General features: G+C 70.4%; 19 protein-coding genes and 7 tRNA genes. 15 read left to right on the forward strand and 11 right to left on the reverse strand.

The window, feature by feature from the left end; all coding sequences use genetic code 11:
* Window positions 1-139 precede the first annotated feature (139 nt).
* Window positions 140-1,576, reverse strand: coding sequence for a GuaB1 family IMP dehydrogenase-related protein (locus ACGFNU_RS34950; protein ID WP_392600746.1), 1,437 nt, complete (start codon window positions 1,574-1,576; stop codon window positions 140-142).
* A 737-nt stretch (window positions 1,577-2,313) separates the two neighbouring features.
* Between ACGFNU_RS34950 and ACGFNU_RS34955 the strand changes: the two genes are divergently transcribed.
* Window positions 2,314-3,225: an Lrp/AsnC family transcriptional regulator gene (locus ACGFNU_RS34955; protein WP_392600748.1), complete on the forward strand. Its 912-nt coding sequence runs from the start codon at window positions 2,314-2,316 to the stop codon at window positions 3,223-3,225.
* A gap of 151 nt (window positions 3,226-3,376) precedes the next feature.
* On the opposite strand, the gene ACGFNU_RS34960 is transcribed toward ACGFNU_RS34955, so the two are convergent.
* The 6 genes from ACGFNU_RS34960 to ACGFNU_RS34985 form a co-directional block, all read right to left on the reverse strand.
* A complete protein-coding gene (locus ACGFNU_RS34960; protein ID WP_392600750.1) occupies window positions 3,377-4,981 on the reverse strand; it encodes a Na+/H+ antiporter in 1,605 nt (534 codons plus the stop codon).
* Between the two features lie 87 nt (window positions 4,982-5,068).
* Window positions 5,069-5,935: a LysR family transcriptional regulator gene (locus tag ACGFNU_RS34965; RefSeq protein WP_392600752.1), complete on the reverse strand. Its 867-nt coding sequence runs from the start codon at window positions 5,933-5,935 to the stop codon at window positions 5,069-5,071.
* 94 nt (window positions 5,936-6,029) lie between these two features.
* Window positions 6,030-7,574: an MFS transporter gene (locus ACGFNU_RS34970; protein WP_392600754.1), complete on the reverse strand. Its 1,545-nt coding sequence runs from the start codon at window positions 7,572-7,574 to the stop codon at window positions 6,030-6,032.
* Entirely contained in the window at window positions 7,574-7,837 is a 264-nt protein-coding gene (locus tag ACGFNU_RS34975) for a UBP-type zinc finger domain-containing protein (RefSeq protein WP_392600756.1), read from the reverse strand. Before ACGFNU_RS34975 ends, ACGFNU_RS34970 begins: the two co-directional genes overlap by 1 nt.
* 25 nt (window positions 7,838-7,862) lie before the next feature.
* Window positions 7,863-8,897: a GDP-mannose 4,6-dehydratase gene (locus ACGFNU_RS34980; RefSeq protein WP_392601201.1), complete on the reverse strand. Its 1,035-nt coding sequence runs from the start codon at window positions 8,895-8,897 to the stop codon at window positions 7,863-7,865.
* 323 nt (window positions 8,898-9,220) lie between these two features.
* Window positions 9,221-9,781 (reverse strand): CGNR zinc finger domain-containing protein, encoded by a 561-nt coding sequence (locus tag ACGFNU_RS34985; protein ID WP_392600758.1) that lies wholly within the window; start codon window positions 9,779-9,781, stop codon window positions 9,221-9,223.
* A 309-nt stretch (window positions 9,782-10,090) separates the two neighbouring features.
* On the opposite strand from ACGFNU_RS34985, the gene ACGFNU_RS34990 reads away from it, so the two are divergent.
* A complete protein-coding gene (locus ACGFNU_RS34990) occupies window positions 10,091-11,665 on the forward strand; it encodes a Na+/H+ antiporter (protein ID WP_392600760.1) in 1,575 nt (524 codons plus the stop codon).
* 3 nt (window positions 11,666-11,668) lie between these two features.
* On the opposite strand, the gene ACGFNU_RS34995 is transcribed toward ACGFNU_RS34990, so the two are convergent.
* Window positions 11,669-12,208 carry a hypothetical protein gene (locus tag ACGFNU_RS34995; RefSeq protein ID WP_392600762.1) on the reverse strand — a complete coding sequence of 180 codons (540 nt, stop codon included), beginning with the start codon at window positions 12,206-12,208 and terminating at the stop codon, window positions 11,669-11,671.
* A 233-nt stretch (window positions 12,209-12,441) separates the two neighbouring features.
* On the opposite strand from ACGFNU_RS34995, the gene ACGFNU_RS35000 reads away from it, so the two are divergent.
* The 6 genes from ACGFNU_RS35000 (at window position 12,442) to ACGFNU_RS35025 (ending at window position 13,411) form a co-directional block, all read left to right on the forward strand.
* Window positions 12,442-12,939: a PaaI family thioesterase gene (locus ACGFNU_RS35000; protein WP_392600764.1), complete on the forward strand. Its 498-nt coding sequence runs from the start codon at window positions 12,442-12,444 to the stop codon at window positions 12,937-12,939.
* A gap of 67 nt (window positions 12,940-13,006) precedes the next feature.
* Window positions 13,007-13,078 (forward strand) — tRNA-Trp (locus tag ACGFNU_RS35005).
* Between the two features lie 11 nt (window positions 13,079-13,089).
* Window positions 13,090-13,160 (forward strand) — tRNA-Ala (locus ACGFNU_RS35010).
* Window positions 13,161-13,170: 10 nt separating this feature from the next.
* Window positions 13,171-13,242: transfer RNA gene (locus ACGFNU_RS35015), tRNA-Gly, on the forward strand.
* A 6-nt stretch (window positions 13,243-13,248) separates the two neighbouring features.
* Window positions 13,249-13,321, forward strand: a tRNA-Lys gene (locus ACGFNU_RS35020).
* A gap of 5 nt (window positions 13,322-13,326) precedes the next feature.
* Window positions 13,327-13,411, forward strand: a tRNA-Ser gene (locus ACGFNU_RS35025).
* 85 nt (window positions 13,412-13,496) lie between these two features.
* On the opposite strand, the gene ACGFNU_RS35030 is transcribed toward ACGFNU_RS35025, so the two are convergent.
* Window positions 13,497-14,849, reverse strand: coding sequence for a pyridoxal phosphate-dependent aminotransferase (locus tag ACGFNU_RS35030; RefSeq protein WP_392600766.1), 1,353 nt, complete (start codon window positions 14,847-14,849; stop codon window positions 13,497-13,499).
* Between the two features lie 136 nt (window positions 14,850-14,985).
* On the opposite strand from ACGFNU_RS35030, the gene ACGFNU_RS35035 reads away from it, so the two are divergent.
* Window positions 14,986-15,975, forward strand: coding sequence for a LysR family transcriptional regulator (locus ACGFNU_RS35035; protein ID WP_392600768.1), 990 nt, complete (start codon window positions 14,986-14,988; stop codon window positions 15,973-15,975).
* Window positions 15,976-16,081: 106 nt separating this feature from the next.
* Here ACGFNU_RS35035 and ACGFNU_RS35040 read toward each other — a convergent pair whose 3' ends face one another.
* Window positions 16,082-16,561, reverse strand: coding sequence for an SCP2 sterol-binding domain-containing protein (locus ACGFNU_RS35040; protein ID WP_392600769.1), 480 nt, complete (start codon window positions 16,559-16,561; stop codon window positions 16,082-16,084).
* A gap of 409 nt (window positions 16,562-16,970) precedes the next feature.
* Here ACGFNU_RS35040 and ACGFNU_RS35045 point away from each other — a divergent pair, with 409 nt between their 5' ends.
* The 5 genes from ACGFNU_RS35045 to ACGFNU_RS35065 all read left to right on the forward strand — a co-directional run bounded on the left by ACGFNU_RS35045 (window position 16,971) and on the right by ACGFNU_RS35065 (window position 20,789).
* Window positions 16,971-17,699: a VC0807 family protein gene (locus ACGFNU_RS35045; protein ID WP_392600771.1), complete on the forward strand. Its 729-nt coding sequence runs from the start codon at window positions 16,971-16,973 to the stop codon at window positions 17,697-17,699.
* A 201-nt stretch (window positions 17,700-17,900) separates the two neighbouring features.
* Window positions 17,901-19,019: an Ig-like domain-containing protein gene (locus ACGFNU_RS35050; RefSeq protein ID WP_392600773.1), complete on the forward strand. Its 1,119-nt coding sequence runs from the start codon at window positions 17,901-17,903 to the stop codon at window positions 19,017-19,019.
* A 190-nt stretch (window positions 19,020-19,209) separates the two neighbouring features.
* Window positions 19,210-20,451 carry an Ig-like domain-containing protein gene (locus ACGFNU_RS35055; protein WP_392600775.1) on the forward strand — a complete coding sequence of 414 codons (1,242 nt, stop codon included), beginning with the start codon at window positions 19,210-19,212 and terminating at the stop codon, window positions 20,449-20,451.
* A 185-nt stretch (window positions 20,452-20,636) separates the two neighbouring features.
* A tRNA-Glu gene (locus tag ACGFNU_RS35060) sits at window positions 20,637-20,708 on the forward strand.
* Between the two features lie 5 nt (window positions 20,709-20,713).
* A tRNA-Glu gene (locus ACGFNU_RS35065) sits at window positions 20,714-20,789 on the forward strand.
* Window positions 20,790-20,823: 34 nt separating this feature from the next.
* Here ACGFNU_RS35065 and ACGFNU_RS35070 read toward each other — a convergent pair.
* The gene (locus ACGFNU_RS35070) at window positions 20,824-21,120 is read right to left on the reverse strand and encodes a hypothetical protein (RefSeq protein ID WP_392600777.1); all 297 of its coding nucleotides are present in this window, start codon (window positions 21,118-21,120) and stop codon (window positions 20,824-20,826) included.
* Window positions 21,121-21,615: 495 nt separating this feature from the next.
* Between ACGFNU_RS35070 and ACGFNU_RS35075 the strand changes: the two genes are divergently transcribed.
* Window positions 21,616-22,053: a hypothetical protein gene (locus tag ACGFNU_RS35075; RefSeq protein ID WP_392600779.1), complete on the forward strand. Its 438-nt coding sequence runs from the start codon at window positions 21,616-21,618 to the stop codon at window positions 22,051-22,053.
* Window positions 22,054-22,197: the final 144 nt, after the last annotated feature.

The following is a 22,197-nucleotide window of genomic DNA, read 5'->3' on the forward strand; positions in this document are numbered from 1 at the left end:
TTCGGAGCTCCGCATCGGTTTCGCACGGTGCGGACGGTGCGGACGGGGTAACCGGGCCTGCCGGTCCCCGAGGGCCCGCTGTAAACGCCGTGGGGTGTTACGGACACCGCTGGTGGCCGGATTCGGCTGTTACCGGGCGTCACCAGCTGCTGGAGAGCGGCATGCCCTCGGCGTAGCCCGAGGAGCTCTGGATGCCGACCGTGGCGCGGTCGTGGAACTCCTCCAGCGAACGGGCGCCCGCGTAGGTGCACGAGCTGCGCAGCCCGGCGACGATCGAGTCGATCAGGTCCTCGACGCCGGGACGCTGCGGGTCGAGGAACATCCGCGAGGTCGAGATCCCCTCCTCGAACAGCGCCTTGCGGGCACGGTCGAACGGGGAGTCGTCGGCGGTGCGCAGCCGCACGGCCCGCGCCGAGGCCATGCCGAAGCTCTCCTTGTAGAGGCGCCCGTCGGCGGCCCGCTGCAGGTCGCCCGGCGACTCGTACGTCCCGGCGAACCAGGAGCCCACCATCACGTTGGCCGCCCCGGCGGCCAGTGCCAGCGCCACGTCGCGCGGGTGCCGCACGCCGCCGTCGGCCCAGATCTGCTTGCCGAGCCGGCGTGCCTCGGCGGCGCACTCCAGGACGGCGGAGAACTGCGGCCGGCCCACGCCGGTCATCATCCGCGTCGTGCACATGGCGCCCGGGCCCACGCCGACCTTGACGATGTCGGCGCCGGCCTCGATGAGGTCGCGGGTGCCCTCGGCGGTCACGACGTTGCCGGCCACGATCGGGACCTGCGGGTCGAGGCCGCGGACGGCCGCCAGCGCGCCGATCATCTTCTCCTGGTGGCCGTGCGCCGTGTCGACCACGATGAGGTCGGCGCCGGCCTCCAGCAGGGCCTTGGTCTTGCGGGCCACGTCGCCGTTCACGCCCACGGCGGCGGCGACGCGCAGCCGCCCGGCGCCGTCGACGGCGGGCTTGTAGAGGGTGGCGCGCAGGGCGCCGGTGCGGGTCAGGACGCCGGTCAGGCGGCCCGTGCCGTCGACGACGGGCGCGAGGCGGTGGCCGCGCTCGTGGAGCCGGTTGAACGCCTCCTGCGGGTCGACGGTGTCCGGGAGCGTGACCAGGTCGCGGGACATGATGTCGCGAAGCTGGGCGAACCGGTCGACGCCGTGGCAGTCGGCGTCGGTCACCACGCCGACGGGCCGGTCGTCCTCGACCACGATCACGGCGTTGTGGGCGCGCTTGGGCAGCAGCGCGAGCGCCTCGCCCGCGGTGGCGCCCGGCGTGAGGGTGATGGGGGTGTCGTAGACCAGGTGCCGGTCCTTCACCCAGCCGATCACGTCGGACACGACCTCGACCGGGATGTCCTGCGGGATGACGGCGAGGCCGCCGCGCCGGGCGATCGTCTCGGCCATGCGGCGGCCGGAGACCGCGGTCATGTTGGCGACGACGAGCGGGATCGTCGTGCCGCTGCCGTCCACCGTGGCGAGGTCGACCTCGAGCCGGGACCCGACCGGCGAGCGGCGGGGGACCATGAAGACGTCGTTGTAGGTGAGGTCGTGAGCGGAATGCTCACCGTTCAACAGGCGCACGGCTCTTCTACACACCAATCGCGGATGAAAGTGGCTGGGCCACCGTACATTGTGAGCCATACCCGGCCGTGCTCGGACCAAGCGCCCGCCCCGCCGGCCGCCCGGCGCCCGGAAACAGGACAAGTCGGGCTTGACCCTCTCCCTGAACGGATCGTACTCACGGGTGACTCCTGTCTGACCATCGCGTGCCCACCCTCTGACCTGCTTCTCCGCCATTCACCGGACGCCCGTGACGAGTGGGATTCGGTGGACTCTGTGGAATGAGGTGCAACGTGAGGTTTCGCTCTCTGTAAAGTTACCTCTTGACGATGGTGCGGCGTGGATGCACTTTTTTTACATGTGCCTCACACGGACGGCCGTCCCCCCGTAGAGGCGTCACACAGCAGAACACCGGGAGAGGCGCATGCACTTCACGCTCTGGGCCCCGGTGTGCCGTGCCCGATCCCGTGCCCATCGCGGCCGTCCCGCCCGTTCCCCGCGTGATCATCGTGACGCGGGGCGGCGCGCGTGCGGCCCCGGGTGCGCCCGGCCTCGCGGAGGGAGCCGGGCGTCGATGCGTTGCCGCACCGGTTTAGCGGCGTCACTTTCGTCGCTGGAGAGGCCGATCACCGACGCTTCGACGGTGACCGGACGTGACGAACACGAGCAAGATCAATATTTGACGTCATACCGTCCTGAAATGGAATGATCTTGCAGTTGCTGGCGAAACGATTCATTGCATGTCGAGGAGGAGAGCCGTGCTGGATGCGGTCGACGCCGTGCTCGTCCGCGAGCTCCAGCGGGATGGCAGGGCGACCTTCCAGGCGCTCGCCGACCGCGTCGGGCTTTCCCGCACGGCAGTGCGGGCACGCGTGCAGAACCTTCTCGAGACCGAGGTCGTCCGCGTTGTCGGCATCGTGCACGCCGCCGTCGTGGGGGCGGAGGCGATCGGGCACGTCTCGGTCACCGTCGACGGATCCGCCCGGGAGGTGGCGGCGGCCATAGCCGAACGGCCCGCCGTCAGCTTCACCGCGCTGACCGCCGGGCCGTACGACCTGGTGGCGCAGGTGCGCACGCGGGACGACGCGGCGCTGGCCGCCGAGGTCGACCACATCCGCGCGGTGCCCGGCGTCCGCTCGGCGGAGGTGTTCCGCTCGGTCTCCACCGTGCGCGACTCGCACGCCGTGGTGCGCGAGCTCGGCGACATCACGCTCGACGACATCGACTGGCGGCTGCTCCAGGAGCTGCAGCGCGACGGCCGTGCGCCCTACACCCGGCTCGCCCACATCATCGGGCTCTCCCAGGCCGCGACGCGGGCCCGGGTGGTCCGGCTGATGCGCTCGGGAGTGATCCAGGTGACCGGCCTGGCCGATCCCCTGGCGCTGGGCGCGGCCGAGCTGGGCGGCTTCGGGCTCACGGTGACGGGCGGGCTCCGCCGGGTCGCCGAGGCGGTGGCCGAGAAGGACGGCGTGCGCTACCTGGCGACGGGCTTCGGCCGCTACGACATCGTCGGCCAGGCCGAGGCCGCCTCGCGCGGTGAGCTCGTCGCCGTCATGGACGCGATCCGCGCCGTGCCCGGCGCGACCGTCCGGGAGTCCTGGCACCACCTCGACGTGGTCAAGGAGTCCTACGCCGTGGAGCTTCCCGACAAGCCGCTCAACGGTTCGTGAGGCCGAGGGCGCCCGCGTTCGCACGCTGAACGCGGTCGCCCTCGGCGACCGCCGGCCCGGCCGCACCGCGTGACGAGCTCTGCACGCGTGCGCGGAATGCTTGTGCGTGGGCAGTTTGTGCGGGCGGCTCGTGTGTGCGCGGGCGGGCGGGTCAGTCGCGGTGGAGGGCCGCCTCTTCGAGGTCGAGGTCGTGCAGTACGCGGTCGAGCACCTCGTCGTCGATGCGGCGCTCGTCGCGCATCTGGATGAACACCTGCCGTTCGGCGGCCAGCATCTCGCGGCGGAGCCGCCGGTAGGTGATCGTCGGCACCTCCTCGCCCTCGGGCCCCGTGCCGCCGCCGAGCCGTTCCCAGGCGCGGAGCTGCCGGTACTCGGCGAGCTGCCGCAGCCGTTCCGCGACCGTCTCGTCGATGGGGGCGGCCTCGGTGGCGACGAGCTCCTCCAGCCGGTCCAGTGCCGCCTTCGCCGCGGCGTGCTGGGCGCCGGCCTCGGCGACCCTGTCGGTGTACTCCTCGCGCGTGCTCGCGATGCCCAGCAGCCGGATCAGCATGGGGAACGTCATGCCCTGGACGAGCAGCGTCGCCAGAACGGTCGTGAACGTCAGGAAGAGGATCAGGTCACGCCCCGGGAAGGGCTCGTGGGACGAGGTGAGGAGGGGGATCGCGAACGCGGCCGCCAGCGAGACCACGCCGCGCATGCCCGCCCAGGACACCACGACCGGGCCCTGCCATCCGTTCCACGACTCCCTTTCGCGGACCCGCGCCGAGAGCATGCGGGGCAGATAGCCCGCGGGGAACACCCACACGAACCGGGCGAGGACGGTCACGGCGAAGATCGCGAACGCCCACCACGCGAGGCTCGCCCAGCCGTACCCGGACACGCCGTCCAGCACCGCGGGCAGCTGGAGCCCGATGATCAGGAAGACCACCGACTCCAGGATGAAGATGACGATCTTCCAGAACGAGTGGCCGATGATCCGCGTCACGGCGGCCGACTCGGTGAAGCGGTAGCCGAGGTACAGGCCGCTGACGACGACCGCGATCACACCGGAGGCGTGCAGCGCCTCGGCGATCAGATAGGCGGCGAACGGCGTCAGCACCGACACCCCGTTCTCCACCAGCGGGTCGTTCAGGCGCGTCCGCAGCCAGTGCAGCGGCGGCCCGAGCACCAGCCCGATCGCGGCGCCGGCCACCGCCGCGAACAGGAACCGGCCGACACCGTCCACCAGCGTGAAGCCCGCGCCCGCCGCCGCGGCCACCGCCACCCGGAACGCGGTGAGCGCGGTCGCGTCGTTGAACAGGCTCTCGCCCACGAGGATCGTCACCGTGCGGCGGGGCAGCCCCAGCCGCTGCGCGACGCTCACCGCCGCGACCGCGTCCGGCGGCGCGACGATCGCGCCGAGCACGAACGCCGCGGCCAGCGGCAGCCCCGGCACGAGCCAGTACGCCGCGTAGCCCACGACGAACGTGGTGAACAGGACCAGGCCCACCGACAGCAGGCCGATGGGCCGGACGTTCTCGCGCAGGTTGTAGTACGAGCTCTTCCAGGCCGCCGAGAACAGCAGCGGCGGCAGGAACACGTACAGCACGAACTCGGGGTCGAGCTCGAAGCCGGGCACGCCGGGCACGAACGAGACGAGCAGGCCCGTGATCACCAGGACGAGCGGCGCCGAGAATCCCAGCCGCCGGGACAGCCCCGCGACGGCGACCGCCGCCACCGGCACGGCCAGCAGCCATAGTGCATGAGTCGCCTCCACGCCCAGATCATGACACGCGCGGCGCCGGCGGAGGAGGCGAGGCCCTGGTCGAAGCCCACGGGCGCCGGCTTCGGGACGTGCTCCCGGTCAGCCGCGCGAGGCCTCCTTGGCGAAGGCGAGGAAGTCGCGCGCCACCGGGGAGAGCTGCCGGTGCGCGTGCACGAGGCCGATCAGCCTGGTGAGCGGCGGCATGAACGAGCGCACCACCAGGCCCTCGGTGTCGTCGATCTGATTGCGGTACCAGAGCAGCGAGCCCTTGCCAGACCGCACGCACCCGAGCCAGGCGCCGCGTTCGTCGGACTCCACAGCCGCCACCGGCGTGGCGCCGATACGTTCCAGCATCGAGTCGAGCTCGGCGCGGCGCGCGCTGCCGCGGCTCGGCAGCACCAGCCGCATGCCGTCCAGCGCGCTGAGCGGCACCGGGTCGCGGACCTTCAGCGCGGGCGGGGAGATCAGCACCACCTCGCGCTGCTCGAACGGGTGGGCCGCCAGGTCGCCGGGGACGGGCAGGTCGGTGAGGGCCAGGTCGGCCCGGCCGGACCGGATGGCCCCGGCGACCTGCTCGCGGCCCTCGCAGCGGATGACCCGGACCCGGACCGCCGGCTGGTCGCGGGCGAACCGGGGGATCAGCCGCCCGGTCAGCTCCGGCTCCAGCGACGACGTGGAGGCGATGCGCAGCTCGGATCCGCGCCCGTTGGCGCGTGACACCGAGAGCCCCTCGATCGCGTCGATGGCGTCCAGGGCGACGCGCGCCTGCCGGACCACCTGTTCGCCGACCGCGGTGAGCACCACGCCCCGCCCGGAACGGGCGAACAGCTCAACGCCGAGCTCGCGTTCGAGCTCGCGGACGGCGCGGGACAACGCGGGCTGGGCGACGTAGAGCGCCTGAGCCGCCGACGTCATCGTGCCGTGGTCGGCGGTCGCCACGACATAGCGCAGCTGCCGCAGATTCATTCCCCGACCGTATGACAACGAACCGATCCGGTCCTGGACATAGCCGGAATCGGACCCGAGATTTGCGCGGCCCCGGGATCGCCGGCGGGGACGGTCAGCTCGCGGTGGCTTGGGGGAGTGTGTCCTCGCGTTCGGGCTCCAGCATCGGGGCCCCCACGCAGCAGTGGTGCTTGCACTGCGGCTCGGCCGCGGCGGGCGCGGCCTTGAGCGTGTCGTCGCGCACGGTGAAGAAGGTCAGCACGGCTCCGGCCGCCATGAGGGTGGCGGACACCATCATCGCGTTGCGGAAACCGTCGGAGAACGCGGCCGCGTCGTTGTAGGCGTCCCCCGTCAGCCCGGCCAGCGGCGGGATCGCGGCGACCGACAGCAGCCCGGCCGCCCGCGCCACCGCGTTGTTGGTCCCGCTCGCCACCCCCGCGTGCCGGACGTCCGCGCTCGCGAGGACGGTCGCGGTCAGCGGCGCGACCATCCCCGCCAGCCCGAGGCCGAACACCACCACGGCGGGCAGGACGTCGCGCAGGTACGACGCGTCCTTGCCCACGCGCGAGGCCATCAGCATGCCGGCCGCGGCGACGATGAGCCCGGCCGTCATCGGCAGGCGCGGCCCGACGCGCTGGGCCAGGCCGCCCGCGCGCGACGACAGCAGCAGCATCAGCGCCGTGATCGGCAGCAGGGCCGTGCCGGCGGCCATCGGGCTGAAGCCCGAGACCACCTGCAGATTGAGGACGAAGAGGAAGAACATCACGCCCATCCCGCCGTACACCACGAACGTGACGAGGTTGACCGCGGTGAACTGGCGCGAGGCGAAGATCGTCAACGGCAGCATGGGCTGGGGCACCGGCCGGTCCGCGCGTCGTCCGAGCAGGTACCGGCCGCGCCCGCGCGCCCGTTCGACGAACACGAACGCCGCCGCGGCGCCCAGCCCCAGCGCGGCGGCACCGCCGATGACGGCGGCCCCCGCGTTCCCCTCGGGGGCCTCGGTCAGCGCGTACGTCGTCCCGGCCAGGGCCAGCGCGGCCAGCACCGCGCCCAGGATGTCGAAGCCGCCGTGCGCGTCGGGATCGACGCTCTCCGGCACGTGCCGCACCGTCACGAGCACCACGACCGCGGCGAACGGCAGGTTGAGCAGGAACACCCAGCGCCAGCCCGCGGCCTCCACCAGCCAGCCGCCCAGGAACGGCCCGACCGCGCCCGCGACACCGCCGAAGCCGGACCACGCGCCGACCGCCCGCGGCCGGTCGTCGGAGCTGAACGACGCCTGGATGATCGCCAGCGCGCCCGGCGTGAGCAGCGCGCCGCCGACGCCCTGCAGCGCCCGCGCGGCCACCAGCATGGTGATGTCCTGCGCCGCGCCGCACAGCAGCGAGGCCAGCGCGAACCACACCACGCCGATCACGAACACCTTCCGGCGCCCGTAACGGTCGCCCAGCGAGCCGCCGAGCAGGATGAACCCGGCCAGCGTCAGGGTGTAGGCGTTCACCGTCCACTGCAGCCCGGCCATGCTCGCGTCGAGCTCCCGGGCCAGCCGCGGCAGCGCCACGTTGACGATCGTGGCGTCCAGCATCGCCACGCTGGATCCCAGCACCGTGGCCAGCAGGATCCAGCGTCCCGGCGCGCTCGCCAGCCGGACGTCGGGCATCAGACGATCTGCTCGTCCACGAAGCACCAGCGCCAGTCCTCGCCCGGCTCGAACGAGCGGACGATCGGGTGCGCCTCCTTGTTGAAGTGCGCCGTGGCGTGCCGTCCCGGCGACGAGTCACAGCACCCGACATGCCCGCAGGCGAGACAGAGCCGCAGGTGAACCCACCGGTGCCCCTCCGCGAGGCACTCCTCACAGCCCTGAGGCGTCACCGGGGCCGGATCGACGTCCGGCACGGTCTGCACATGCTCGCAAATAGCCATACGTGCATGGTCGCACGCCTGCGGCTCACCAGTGATCTGGGCTGAACGGCTCGTCCTCGGGGCGGGCCGACTCCGACAGCAGCCGGAGGTCGGACTCGACCATCATCGAGACGAGCTCCTCGAAGGTGACCTGCGGCTCCCAGCCGAGGTGCATGCGCGCCTTCTTGGGATCGGCGCAGAGCAGGTCGACCTCGGCGGGGCGGGTGTAACGCTCGTCGAGGACGACGTGGTCTTCCCAGTTGAGGCCGACGCTGGTGAACGCGAACTCCACCAGGTCGCGCACCGACTGCGTCTTGCCCGTCCCGATGACGTAGTCCTCGGGGGCGTCCTGCGCCAGCATCATCCGCATCGCGCGGGCGTAGTCGCCGGCGAAACCCCAGTCGCGCCGGGCCTCCATGTTGCCGAGCCGCAGCTCCGACGCCAGGCCCAGCTTGATGCGGGCGGCGCCCAGCGTGACCTTGCGCGTCACGAACTCCGCGCCCCGGCGCGGCGACTCGTGGTTGAACAGGATCCCGCTCACCGCGAACATCCCGTACGACTCGCGGTAGTTCTGGGTGATGTAGTGCCCGTAGGTCTTGGCGACGCCGTACGGGCTGCGGGGATGGAACGGGGTCTTCTCGTTCTGCGGCGTCTCCCGGACCATGCCGAACATCTCCGAGGACGACGCCTGGTAGAAGCGGATCTGCTCGTCGCCCGGCGTGCGGGACGGGCTGATGCCCGAGACCACGCGGATCGCCTCCAGCGTGCGCAGCACGCCCATGCCGGTGACCTCGGCCGTGAGCTCCGCCTGCTGCCAGGACATCGGGACGTAGGAGATCGCGCCCAGGTTGTAGACCTCGTCCGGGCGGACCCGTTCGACCGCCGAGATGAGGCTGCCCTGGTCGAGCAGGTCGCCGGTGGTGATCTGGACGTCGCCGATGTGCTTGCGCAGCCGCGACACGTGCGGATTGGCCTGACCCCGTACCAGGCCCCAGACCTCATACCCCTGCTGGAGCAGATGCTCGGCGAGGTACGAGCCGTCCTGCCCGGTGATGCCGGTGATGAGTGCTCGCCTGGTCAGCGGATCCTCCATGGCTGGTGAGGTCGGACGGCTGAGGACGTCGGACGCCGCAGCCCCCTGCGAGGTGGAAACCCGCAAAGGGTGTGAAAGACGAGGTTAGCGACCTCATGGGGATGCTGACGAGCGAGGGCACCGTTTAAACCGAATTTGCTTCAAGTTCCGTGGGTGCCGGTTGCGGCCGCGAGCGAGAGAGGTTCGCTGGAGACCCGGCCGGGGCCTGCCCGGAGCCCCAGGTCAGGGGAGGCAGCGCGACTCGGGGCGGCGGCGGTCAGGGGCGGCGGCTGGAGGCGCCGGCGGTCGGGGGAGGCGGTGCCCGGGGGCGGTCAGGGGGAGGAGGCCTCGCGCTGGCGGGCCCGGTAGGCGGCGACGTGCATCCGGTTGCCGCACGTGCGGCTGTCGCAGTAACGACGGCACCGGTTGCGGGAGAGGTCGACCAGTACCCGGGCGCAGTCGGGCGCCTCGCACGTCCGCAGCCGGTCGAGCTCCCCCGCCGCGACCACGTAGGCCAGGGCCATGCCGCAGTCGGCCGCCAGGTGCTCGCCCATCGGGGCGCCGGGGGCGAAGAAGTGCACGTGCCAGTCGTGCCCGTCGTGATCGGTCAGGTGCGGGGTCGTCCGGACGCCGCCGACGATGTCGTTGATCAGCGTCACCGCCGCGGGCACCTCGGTGGCGCCGAAGACCGCGTGGAAGCGCGTCCGCAGGCTGCGCACCTGGGACAGATCCCGGCCGGTGAGCTCGCGGATGTCGCTGAAGGCGTTGCGGTCCACGAACGCGCGCAGGCCGTCGAGATCGCCGAGCCGCTCCTCGCCGGCCGCTTCGGGCGCGGTGTTGATCAGGTCGACGACGGTGGCGAGCGCGTGCTCGGCGTCGTGAGTGAAGATCACTATGACTCCAGTCTCAGGGGACCGGGACGGTCGCGGGACAGGGGGGCCTCGCCGAGGGGAGCGGCTCGAGGCTCGGCCCGTTCTCCACCATATGACGCAGATCTAGATCGTCCACGCAACCCGGCTCCACGGTGGCCGCCATGTGGGCGACATTCAGCTGTCCGTATCCCGCCGTACCGGTCCGACCGCATGATCACGACGCCGGGCGGCCCGGTGGGCGCCGCCCGCCGGGAGCGCGGGGTGGAAAGAGTTGACGATCTCACGTGCCGCCGGAGGGTCGGGCCGCGGCGGGCGGGGCAGGATCCCGCCGTGGAGGAGGAACGGATCTTCGTTGTCTTTCTGGTCGTCGCGGTGGTGGTGCTGCTGGCCAGGGCCCTGTCCGCGCGGCTCGGGGTACCCGACGCGATCTTGCTGGTGGTGCTGGGGATCGGGGCCGGGTTCGTGCCCGGCCTGCCCACGGTGGCGGTGTCCCCCGAGGTGGTGCTGATGGGGTTCCTGCCGCCCCTCGTCTACCATGCCGCCTTCTTCACCGCGCCGAGGGAGGCGCGGGCCGACGCCCTGCCGATCTGCACCCTCGCGTTCGGCCTGACCACCGTCACCACGGTGGCCGTCGCCGGGACCGCGTACGCACTGCTGCCCGGCGTGGGCTGGGCCGCGGCCCTGGCCTTCGGGGCGGCGGTGGCCCCGACCGACGCCGTCGCCGCCACCTCGGTGCTCCAGCGGCTCGGCGCGCCGCCCCGGCTGGTGACGATCCTCGAAGGCGAGAGCCTCATCAACGACGGCGTGGCCCTCACCATCTTCGGCCTCGCCGTGGAATCCCTCAGCACCCCCTTCACGCTCGGGCACGGGGCGGCGCGGCTCGCCCAGGTCGTCATCGGCGGCGTCGCGTACGGGCTGCTCGTCGGCTACGTGATCCGCAGGGTCAGGCGCCGGATCCAGGACCCGAGCAGCCAGATCATCGGGCTCCTGGTCACCCCGTACCTGGCCTACATCCCGGCCGAGACCCTCGGCGTGTCCGGCGTCCTCGCCACCGTGACGGCCGGGTTCTACCTCGGCACCCACGGCGAGGGCATCCTGCAGCCCGCGTCCCGCCTGGCCGGGAGCATGTTCTGGCGGATCCTGATCTTCCTGCTGGAGTCGACGCTCTTCGTCCTGCTCGGCCTGGAGATCCGCGAGGTGCTCAAGGACCAGGGCGGCCACTCGTGGACGGAGATCATGGTGGTCGCGCTCGCCGTGTCGGCCGTCGTCGTCCTCGTCCGGCTGCTCTGGGAGCTGTTCAACGGGCCGCTGGCCAACCTCCTGCCCGGCGGCCGCCGCACCCAGCGGGGCCTGGGCCGGCGCCAGCGCGCCGTCATCGGCCTGGCCGGGATGCGCGGGGCGATCTCCCTCGCCCTCGCCCTCTCGCTGCCCCTGGCGGTCGGCGGCGACCGCGGCACGCTGATCCTGCTGACCGCCCTCGTCGTCGTGGTCACCCTCATCGGGCAGGCCCCGCTGCTCCCGTTCCTCCTGCGCAGGCTCGGCCTGATCGAGTCCGACCGGCGGCTGCTGGAGAAGATGGCGGCCCGCAAGGCGGGCCTCCAGGCCGCCCTCACCCGGCTGGAGGAGCTCGCCGACGACGACGAGGTCGACGAGACCACCGCCGACGCCTACCGGCAGATGCTGGAGCTGCGGATCGAACGCCTCCAGCACAAGCTGGACGAGGAGGACGGCGCGCGCCGGGCACCGCCGCCCAGCCGCGCGCGGATCAAGGGCGAACTGGTCAAGGCCCAGCGGGCCAAGCTGAACACCCTCTACCGCAAGGGCAAGATCGGCGCCGACACGCTCCGCGAGATCGGCCGCGAGCTCGACTTCGAGGACCCCGTCGTCACCAAGGCCGCGAAGTGACGCTCAGCGCGAGTAGATCGGGTCGACGACCACCGGGTAGAACGACCCCGCGTGCTGGATCCGCATCGTCACGGTCGAGCCCTCAAGCGAGTAGTCGGCCTTCACCGGCCGGTACATCGAGTCGCAGGCCCACGGGTTGTAGAGGCGTCCCACGGTGGCGCCGTAACGCAGATGGACGACGTCGTACCCGCCCGAGGGCATCGCCTCCAGCGCCAGCCCGTCCGCCAGCGACACCGGGAAGCGGAACTCGCTCGGCGCGTCCGGCCCGTGGATCACCGTCAGCAGCCGGATCCCGCTCGACGTCGTCTGCGCCACGATGTCGGTGTCGACCTCGATGCCCACGAACACCCGGAGGCTGGGCCGGAGCACCTGCGCGACCGTGTCGGCGGCCGGCACGTCGATCCCGATGTGGATGCGCTGCCCGTCCTTGGTCGGCACCCAGACCCCGTCACGAGCTCGCTGGCCCCACGCGACATCGGGGTTCTCCAACTCCTGCGGTTCGTTCTTCCCCCGGGCGACGAGAACCCGTGAAGCGGCGTTCATCGCCGCGGCAGCCCCATCCCGTGCATGCCTCATGGCGGGCCCCCTCGCCTTCTTTAGACACAACTGTGACGCTGCTTTGGGTTTACCACGGGGGAGTACGCCATACCGCGCCTTGACCGGCACTCGATGGTTTGTGACGTTCGCCCGTGCGACGACGCACCATACACCACCCCTGATCGCCCCGGTCAGGGGCGTAACTAGGATGAGCGGGTTCGTGACTGAGGAGTGAACCCATGAGCACCATCCGCGTCGCCGACCTGCCCGCGGCCGAGCAGGACTTCATCCGGACCACCCTGCGGGAGTCCACGCCGCTGCACGAGCTGCTGGGGCTGGAGATCGTCGAGATCGGCGACGGCCACGCGCTCCTCTCGATGCCCGTCCGCGAGGCGGCGTTCAACAGCACCGGCAACCTGCACGGCGGTGCCATCGCCACCCTCATCGACGTCGCGGCGGGCACCGCGGCCGCACGCGGCAGCGGGTTCGAGCCCGGCAAGAACAGCCTGGTCACCGCCGACCTGCACGTCCGCTACCTCGGCCGGCCCCACGGCGACACGGTGTACGCCCGCGCGGAGGTGCTCAAGTCCGGCCGGCAGCTGGTCATCGTCGAATGCCGCGTGACCGACAACGAAGAGCGCATCATCGCCGCCGCGGACTTCTCCATGATGCTGGTGCCCCTCCGCCGCCCGCTGCGCCCCGTCGCCACCGCCAAGGACACCGACCCCGACCTCTGAGAAAACCAATTGCCGTGGATCATGAACCACCCCATCATTGAGTGCATCGAAGAAAACGAAAGCACGAAGGGGTGAGCCAGCAGATAGGCGACCGGACTCCAACTCCGGTGAAATGTGGGTGCGACTCCTACCACCCCTGCTGGGATCAATGGGCTTGTGGTGTAACGGGAACACGTCTCTCTTGCACAGAGGTGATCGGGGTTCGACTCCCCGCTGGTCCACGCAGTACCCGCCGTAGAAGCCTTGGCGGTGAGGCACCAGGTTTCCACCCTGGCAAACGGAGTTCGACTCTCCGCTACGGCTCGACGAGCGTCGCGAGCATGACTGGAAATGCAGCAGACTCTTAATCTGCGTTATCGGGGTTCGAGTCCCCGGCGGCGTACGCACGGAGGACTGGCCGAGCGGCAAGGCACCCGTTTCGAAAACGGAGATCAGGGTGATACCTGCGGGAGTTCGATTCTCTCGTCCTCCGCCCATCGGGGAAATCGGGGAAAGCGCCGCGGTCCGGCGACATCGATCGGGAGATCGATGCGCCGGACCGCGGCGTTTCCGCGTTTTCAGGCGGCGGAGGCTTTGGTGCGGCGGAGGCCGGGGCCGGTCACTCCGGTGAGGTCGGTGAGGATTCCGGAGAGGCGGTCGAGGGAGTCGGCGACCCAGGGGAGGGCCGTCGGGTCGAGGGCGGCGAGGGCGGTCAGGCGCTGGTCGTCGGTGTCGCCGTAGAGGCGGGTCGGGGCGACGCGGACGCGGAGGGCGTCGGCGGGCTCGCCGAAGGCGCTGCCGGGCAGGACGCACATTCCGTAACGTTCCAAAAGGTGGCCGCAGAGGTCGGAGGCGGTGCGGATGCCGTGGGCCTCGCGGAGGACCTCGCGGTGGGGGTTGAGGTCGGGGTAGACGTAGAAGCCTGCCTCGGGCGGGCGGACGCGGGCGCCGGCGTCGGTGAAGCGGGCGGCCACGGCCCGGGCCATGGCGGCGTGGAGGCGGCGGCTGCGGTCGACGTGGGTGACGAGCTCGGGCGGCTCGGAGAAGGCGTACGCGGCGGCGTGCTGGATCGGGGCCGGGGCGCTGGACCACATCTCGCTCGCCACGCCGAGGAGGCTGGCGCGCAGGGCGTGGCCGAACGGGCCGTCGGGCAGGCGGGCCACGCCGAGGCGCCAGCCGCCGGCGGCGAGGTGCTTGCTGAGCGCCGTGGTGACGACGGTGCGTTCCGGGGCGTAGGCGGCCGGGCTGGGCACCTTGCGGGCCGGATCGTGCACCAGGTCGCGGTAGATCTCATCGGAGATGATCAAGAGGTCGTGCTCGCGGGCGACGGCGCAGAGTTTGCGGACCGTGGCCTCGGAGGCGAGGGTCCCGGTGGGGTTGTCCGGCAACGTGACGACGACGGCGCGGATCGAGCGGCCCTCGGAGCGGGCGCGGACGATCGCGTCGGCGAGCAGGGCGGGGCTCGGCACACCGCCCTCGCCGAGAGGCGTGGCGATGTGGACCGGCCTCGCGCCGGTGAGCGTCGCCTGCGCCGCGTACGACACCCAGCTCGGTGCCGAGATGGCCACGTCCCCGTCGGTCAGGGACAGCAGGAGGCCGAAGAGCAGCGCCTTGCTGCCCGGGCCGCAGACCACCAGGCCCGGATCGGTCGGCAGGCCGCGGCGGCTCCAGTAGCCCGCGGCGGCCGCGCGGAGCGGCGCCGAGCCCGCGACCGGGCCGTACGCCCCGCGGCCCGCGGCCGATGCCAGCTCGCGTGCCAGGGCCGGGTGGATGGGGATCCCGGCCTCGCCGAAACCGAGGGGGAGGACGGGCAGACCCTCTCGGCGTCTTCGGGCGAGGGTCTCGTCGGCGGCCAAAGTGGGGGAGACCGGCAGGTCGCGTAGGGGAGGGTGGAGCGGCCGGGACGGTCTGGGCGTGTTCTGGGCAAGCATGGGTGCTCCAAGGCATGAGAGTAACGGTGCGTGACGCAGGAATCCCCGTAAGTGACCCGGCCGGGCTAGTTAATGCTTTCCCTGATCTAGCATCATCACAAGCGAGTCTCGTCGATGCTGACCGTAAGGTGAACTTATGCTTGAGGTGCGCAGGCTTCGATTGCTCTCCGAGTTCGCCCGGCGGGGAAGCATCGCGGCGACCGCGGCGGCCTTGGGATACACGCCGTCCGCGGTCTCACAGCAACTGGCCGCGCTCGAACGCGAGGCACGGGTCGCCCTGCTGGACCGGACCGCGCGGAGCGCCGAGCTGACCGATGCCGGACGCCGGCTCGCCGAACGCGCCGACCAGATCCTCACCCTGGTGGAGACGGCGGAGGCGGAGCTCTCCGCCCACGCGGACACCCCGATGGGCCGGGTGGTCGTCACGTCGTTCCCGACCGCGGCGGTGGCGTTCGCGCCCGCGCTGGCGCGCAGCCTGGCCGACCATCCGAGCCTCACGTTCGTGCTGCGGCAGACGCGCCCGGGGGACGGCATCCGGCAGGTCCAGAGCGGCGAGGTCGACATCGCCCTGGTCGACGACTGGACCGGCAAGATCGCGGGCCAGGCGCCCGCGACGCTGGAGTTCTTCCATCTGCGGCGCGATCCGCTGGTGCTGGCGCTGCCCGCGGGGCATCCGCTGTCGGATCCCGAGCGGCCGATCGACCTGCAGGCGTTGCGGGAGGAGCCGTGGATGGCGGCGCCGCCCGGCGAACCCTCGCGCCAGGCGGTCGACCGTCTGCTGGACGCGGTGGGCGGGGCGCGTCCGGTGCCATGGGAGTTCGAGGGCCTGCACACCATCCTGAGCCTGGTGGCGAGGGGGCTCGGCATCACGGCCATTCCCGCGCTGGCGCTGGCCGCGGGGGACCAGGGCGTGGCGGTGCGGAGCCTGCCCGATCGTTCGCTGGCCCGCGAGGTGTACGCCGTCACCCGTTCGGCCAGCGTCCGCCGCCCGTCCGTGGCGGTGACCCTCCGCGCGATCTACGCCGCGGCCCAGGACGTCCAGCCGCCGCCGGTGTCCGACGGCCAGGACGTTCCGGAGGCCGAGCCGCCGTCGCGGTCTGATGGGCAGGACGTCGCGGACGGCTAGCCATCGTCGTCGTCCGCCGCCCAGGACGTTCAGCCGCCGTCTTCGTTCGGCGGGCGGGACGTTCGGCCGCCGTCGGTGGCCGGCGACGGGGCCGCGGCGTGAGCCGTCAGCTGTAGTCGAACCAGCCCTGCATCTTGGCGCCGAACATCATGTCGCCGGAGATCTTGATCTTGCCGGTCATCACGCCCGTGACGCCGTTGAGACGGCCGGCGCACAGACGGAGGAGGTTCTGCAGGGACATCCCGAGGGTGACCTTGGTCTTGTCCGGGGCGCCGCGCCCGCCGTCGGCCCTGCCGCCGGCGATCACCAGGTGGTACGTCCGGACGCCGTCGGGCGTGTCGATGTTCCAGCGGGCGGCGCCGCCGTCCTTGCCCGCCCGCTCGGGCACGAACCGCGTGCCCATCAGGCCGAACACCCGGTCCAGGAGGTTGTCGACGCCGACCGCCTGGGCGAACTGCGCGATCACCGCGTCGTCCACGCCGGGCGTCTCGAGGAGCTGCCGCAACTCGTCGGGTGTGCCGACCGCCTGGAGCATGCCGCGCAGTTGCTCGGAGTTGCCGTCGCCGGGTTCGAGTGCCTCGCCCATCCGCGCCTCCTCATCGGGAACGTGTGCCAGAACTATTAACGAATCGTCCAATACGGTCAAGAGGCCCGGACGGGTGGTATTTGTCCCTCTCTACGTCCATGGCGCGCGAAACGGCTCGGGTGCGCGGAGAGATGACCGGGCGTACCAGGAGTATTCGAGTGTGCCCTTGCGGTGACGATAGCGCTCGGAAGGGCCGGGTCGCCGGGAAGTCGCCCGAACGCGCGCACTACCGTCCGGGATGCAATGAAGGTTCGATTTTGGCCGGATCCGGCCGCGACCCGCACTTCACCCGCCGCGCATCCGAACTAACACCCGAGCCGGTCCGGGACGCGGACCGCGGTCGAGGGGGGCGCCGAACGTGCCGAACCGTACGGCGAGCGGTCGATCATCACGTACCGTGGGGCGGATCGTGACCACTTCTTCAGCGGCCCGCCGGGCCGATCCGGGGGCACCGCGCTTGATGGAACGACCCACGACGCTGATCGCCGAGCCGCCCGCTCCGGCGGCGGACGGACACCACGGCTTCGAGCTGCCGAGGCTCGCGTCCATGCTCCGGCACGCCCTGCCGCGCTTCGTCGAAGGCGTCATCGCTCCCGTCGTCGTCTTCTATGCAGCGTTCGCCCTCCTCGGCCTGAACGGCGCGCTCATCGCCGCCGTCGTCTGGGTGTACGGGGGCATCGCCTGGCGTTACGCGCGCGGCCACGGAGTCTCGGGCATGCTCCTGCTCGCCGCCGTCGGCGTCACCGTCCGCGCGGCCCTCGCCGCCGCCACTCACAGCGCCGTCGTCTACTTCCTTCAGCCGACCCTCGGCACGCTCCTGGTGGCCATGGCGTTCCTCGCCTCCGTCCCGCTGCGCCGTCCCCTCGCGCAGAAACTGGCGACCGACATGGTCCCCATGCCCGAGGCGTTCCTCAAGCACGCCCGCGTCCGCCAGTTCTTCCTGCGCATCTCCCTGCTGTGGTCGCTGGTGTTCTTCTTCAACGCGGTCATCAGCCTCTGGATGCTCTTCAACGAGTCCATCAGCATGTACCTCTGGGTGCGCACGAGCCTGGTGGCCGTCCTCGGCGCGGCCGCCGTGGCGGTCTCGATCCTCGGTTTCCGCCGCTGCCTCTCCCACGTGAACACCACCACCGCCTGATCCCACCCCTGCGCCGGTTGTGGCAGTGGGTGATGATGAAGCTACAGGTTGTGTGATTTCTGGGGAGATCGAACTTTTCGGTCGTTCGGCTTGTCTCCTAATCTCGGATACCTTTCCCCCTCTACGGGGAAATCTGATGATTTAGGAGAGATTGTGGCTGTACGGGGTCGTTTGGGGCTTGTGGTGGCCGGTGGGGCGAGCGTGGCGTTGCTCGCGTCCGGTTGCAGCGGGGACGACGGCTCGGGAGAGCTGGCCTCGAACGAGACCGGGTCGGTCACCATCACGCCGGGGAACGGCAGCGCGTCGGTGAAGCCGGACAGCCCCATCGAGGTGAAGGCCTCGAACGCCACGCTGGAGAACGTCACCGTTCAGGGCGAGGGTGTGACCGTCACCGGGAAGCTGGCGGCCGACCGCAAGTCGTGGCGATCGGACCGCACGCTGACGCCGGGCGCCGCGTACACCGTGACGGCCCAGTCCAAGCACGACGACAAGGTCAGCACGGCGACGAGCAGGTTCTCCACGCTGAAGCCGTCCAAGACGCTGTCGGTCATCGACGTCACCCCGAACCTGAAGGGCGAGAAGGTCGGCGTCGGCATGCCGATCATGGTGCGGTTCAACCGTCCCGTGACCGACAAGGCCGCCGTCGAGCGGGCGCTCGTGGTCACGTCCGAGAAGCCGGCCGAGGGCGCGTGGCGCTGGATCGGCTCCGACCAGGTGATCTACCGGACGAAGAATTACTGGGCGGCGCACCAGAAGGTGCGGTTCAACGCACGGCTCGCCGGCGTGCCCGCGGGCAAGGGCGTCTACGGTGCCAAGGACATCGACCAGACCATCAGCATCGGCGCCGCGCAGATCGCGACCGGGAACATCGGCAAGCACAAGATGACGGTCAAGCGTGACGGCAAGAAGCTGCGCACCCTTCCGTTCAGCGCGGGCAACGGCCAGACCCGGGAGTTCACCACCACGAGCGGCGTGCATCTCCTGATGGAGAAGGACAACCCGGTGACGATGGTCTCGCCGGGACGCAAGGAGGGCGACCCGGGCTACTACAAGACCGTCGTCAACTACGCGGTGCGGTTCTCCAACAGCGGCGAGTACACGCACTCGGCACCGTGGTCGGTGGGTTCGCAGGGGTCGGCCAACGTCAGCCACGGCTGTCTCAACCTCAGCCCGTCCAACGCCAAGTGGTACTACGACATCATGCAGCGCGGCGACGTGCTCAAGCTCACCGGCAGCGACCGAGAGGTCGAGTGGGACAACGGCTGGAGCTTCTGGCAGCAGTCGTTCGACGACTGGAAGCAGGGCAGCGCGCTCAGCTGAGCCGGCATCGAAGGTCCGCCGTGGTCAGCGGCGGGCCTTCACGCTGTGTGAGCACCTCAGTGCCCGGCCGGTTGGTTTGGTGGATCTTGCAACGCTTTGGTCTCGGAGATCGGCCAAAACCCGTGGTTGTGGCATCATCGTCGATTTTTGTCGCTAATGTCTCCCTCGTAACAGCGGGGTCGGGAGGTTGATGGTGCAGCGAGGGCTGACCGCAGGGGTGCGCGCGGGCACGGGGCTGGCGGGGGCCGTGCTGCTCTTCGCGACCGCCTGTTCGGGGGGCGGCGACGACGGTGGTGGCGGCACCACGACCGCCGGCAAGAACGAGCCGAGCGCACCGCAGGTGACGATCACGCCGGGTAACGGCAGCGGCAAGGCCAAGCCCGAGGACGGCGTCCAGGTCAAGGTCAGCAACGGCGCCCTCGAACAGGTCACGGTCACCCGCAAGGGCAGGCCGGTCGAAGGCCGGCTGTCGCCCGACAAGACCAGCTGGAAGTCGCGCACGCTGCGTCCGGACTCCGACTACGAGGTCTCCGTCGTCGCGAAGAACCCGCAGGGCAAGTCGACCGCGGCGACGAGCAAGTTCTCCACGCTCAAGCCCGCGAACGAGCTGGCCGTCGCCGACGTCACGCCGAGCAAGGGCGAGAAGGTCGGCGTGGGGATGCCGATCATCGTGACGTTCAACCGCGGCGTCGACGACCGCAAGGCCGTCGAGCAGGCGCTGGTGGTCAAGTCCACCAAGCCCGCGGTCGGCGCCTGGTACTGGGTGAGCGACAGCCAGGTGATCTTCCGTACGAAGAACGGCCGCTACTGGAAGCCGAACCAGAAGGTCACGTTCACCGCGAAGCTGGCCGGGGTCAAGGCGGGCAAGAAGACGTACGGCGTCAGCGACGTCTCCCGCAGCTTCCGCATCGGCAACGAGCACATCACCACGGTGAGCACCAAGACCAAGAAGGCCACCTTCAAGGTCAACGGGAAGGTCGTCAAGCGGACCGGCGTCAGCGCCGGCAAGGGCGGCCGCGTCCGCAACGGCGTCGACACGTACCTGACCACCAGCGGCGTCCACCTGACCATGAGCAAGCATCTGGTCGAGCGCATGACGTCGGCCTGGATGGGCGTCACGGACAAGAAGGACCCCGAGTACTACGACCTGAAGCTGCCGCACGCGGTCCGCATCTCCAACTCGGGCGAGTACCTGCACGCGAGCCCCGACCGCTACTGGGCGTTCGGCCGGACGAACGCGAGCCACGGCTGCGTGAACCTGCCGCCGCCCGTCGCCAACTTCTTCTACAACCTGTCCTACCGCGGCGACCCGGTCATCATCACCGGCAGCAAGCGCGGCCTCGACCCGTTCAACGGCTGGAGCTTCTACGAGATGTCGTGGAGCCGCTGGGTGAAGGGCAGCGCCCTCGACCGCACCGTCACCACCGGCTGACGGGGCCGGACGCCGAAGAAATGCGTTGCGGACCTGCCCGGGACCGGGCATCGTGGAGATCAACGGACCAGAAGGGAGCGGCCACCATGAACGAAGAGCGCGAACGCCGCTCCGGAGAACGCCCGTAGGCTCGCACGCCCGACGGCCGCCCTCCGGTTTCGGAGCGGCGGCCTTCCTCATTTCCAGGCGCGTTCGTCCAGTGGCCAGGACACCAGGCTCTCACCTTGGAAACACGAGTTCGATCCTCGTACGCGCTGCACAAGGCCGGGTCGACTAATTGGCAGGTCCCCTCACTTTCAATGAGGGCGGTGCGGGTTCGAATCCCGTCCCGGCTACCAGAACCCCCAGCGCACAGCCCTAAAAGTAGATCAATTAGATCCATCCATGATCGTTTTTCATCAAGATGTCATCAGGACCCTGCGGCCGCGGGTGACATCCTCCGGCGATGGGCGACCCCTCGTGGCTGTGCCCTGTCGCATTCGGAGATGATGAGGCGCCGACTCCAGCGCGCATCAGTCGATCGGTTTCCGGGGCGGCGCTGTCGTCTTCGTCGGCCTTGCCCAGGCCGCAGACGAGGCCGACGAGGTTGGAACCGCGCTTGAGGAGACCAGTGGCATCGCTGGTGGGGCTGTCGTCCTCCTTGGCCGTGCCGCAGAGGCAGGCGAGCATGGGAACGCGTTTGGGGAGGTCAGTGGCATCGCTCGGCAGCGATCCCCGCGCTTTCGCCTCCTTTAGGTGAGACCCGGGCTGGCGAGCGGGCGATTACGGCCAGCGTGGCAGCGGCCGTCGTGGTGGCCAGATTACGGATGATCGTGCGGGGGGTGCACATAGGCAGCTCCAATCACGGTATGCGTGCACATGGTTACTAGCTGCCCATGGGGGTGATGAAATCAGCATCTGACTTGCGGCGCCGTTCCTGGTGTGCAGGCTGCCGGTCGGATTATTCGGCTGTGGCGGCGCGAACCGTGCTGGTCTTATCCCGCCGTGCCCGGACCGGAACCCTCCTGCGTCCGGGCGCCGACCGTGGATCCGGGCCGACAGGGCCGCGACCTGTGGCGCATGGCACGTCGGTTAACGTCACCCTGTCCCGGGCGGGGGCCGCCTTGTGATGGGGATGTTCGTGAACCTCCCGAACCGCTCCAGGGCCGGTGACAGTATCTGATCATGAGCGTCCTGAGCGATTACTTCTCAGCCCCCTCCGACGAGGAGGCCGCCCACGCGATCACTGAGAGCTTGTCCTCGTTGTTTGACGACGTGCTCCAGATGAACAACCTCTTCCCGGACTACCACTTGGTGCCGCTGGAGGCATTTCTCACCGGCCGCAGCACCGAGGAAATCGAGAAAGGGCCCCGCCATGGCAAACTGCTGGCGTCGGTCGACGACCATCAGGTCATGGTGGTGACGGTGTCCGACGAGCTCATGGTCAGTCTCGCGGCGGCCAGCCCTCAGCGGCTCGTTGAGGCGGCCGAATCATGGTCGCGGTTCGAGGACTTCCAGGGATCGGATACGTCCGGGTTGGTCGACTTTCTCAGGGAACTCGCCGACCTCGCTCGCCGGGCCATGACCGACGAAGAGCACCTTTACTGCAAGATGTCCTGCTGACGGACGCGCCACCCCAGCGAGCTCGCCTGGCAGCGTGGCCCGGGCGATGACTGTTACGTCGGGTTCGATGAAGCCAGGACCTTCCGGGAACGAGGCGATCCATCTGGCCGCCGTCGGCGGCGAAGGGACCAGGCGGCCGGGCAT

Source organism: Spirillospora sp. NPDC048911 (assembly GCF_043198015.1).
In the GTDB taxonomy this organism is placed as follows: Bacteria; Actinomycetota; Actinomycetes; order Streptosporangiales; family Streptosporangiaceae; genus Spirillospora.

Bases quoted from the DNA above. Each gene is read 5' to 3' on its own strand.
- ACGFNU_RS35040 (WP_392600769.1), bottom strand. From the start codon at position 16,561: ATGGGCGAGGCACTCGAACCCGGCGACGGCAACTCCGAGCAACTGCGC.
- ACGFNU_RS35030 (WP_392600766.1), bottom strand. From the start codon at position 14,849: ATGCTTGCCCAGAACACGCCCAGACCGTCCCGGCCGCTCCACCCTCCC.
- ACGFNU_RS35055 (WP_392600775.1), top strand. From the start codon at position 19,210: ATGGTGCAGCGAGGGCTGACCGCAGGGGTGCGCGCGGGCACGGGGCTG.
- ACGFNU_RS35035 (WP_392600768.1), top strand. From the start codon at position 14,986: ATGCTTGAGGTGCGCAGGCTTCGATTGCTCTCCGAGTTCGCCCGGCGG.
- ACGFNU_RS34975 (WP_392600756.1), bottom strand. From the start codon at position 7,837: ATGGCTATTTGCGAGCATGTGCAGACCGTGCCGGACGTCGATCCGGCC.
- ACGFNU_RS35070 (WP_392600777.1), bottom strand. From the start codon at position 21,120: ATGCTCGCCTGCCTCTGCGGCACGGCCAAGGAGGACGACAGCCCCACC.
- ACGFNU_RS34995 (WP_392600762.1), bottom strand. From the start codon at position 12,208: ATGAACGCCGCTTCACGGGTTCTCGTCGCCCGGGGGAAGAACGAACCG.
- ACGFNU_RS34965 (WP_392600752.1), bottom strand. From the start codon at position 5,935: ATGAATCTGCGGCAGCTGCGCTATGTCGTGGCGACCGCCGACCACGGC.
- ACGFNU_RS35000 (WP_392600764.1), top strand. From the start codon at position 12,442: ATGAGCACCATCCGCGTCGCCGACCTGCCCGCGGCCGAGCAGGACTTC.
- ACGFNU_RS34970 (WP_392600754.1), bottom strand. From the start codon at position 7,574: ATGCCCGACGTCCGGCTGGCGAGCGCGCCGGGACGCTGGATCCTGCTG.
- ACGFNU_RS35075 (WP_392600779.1), top strand. From the start codon at position 21,616: ATGAGCGTCCTGAGCGATTACTTCTCAGCCCCCTCCGACGAGGAGGCC.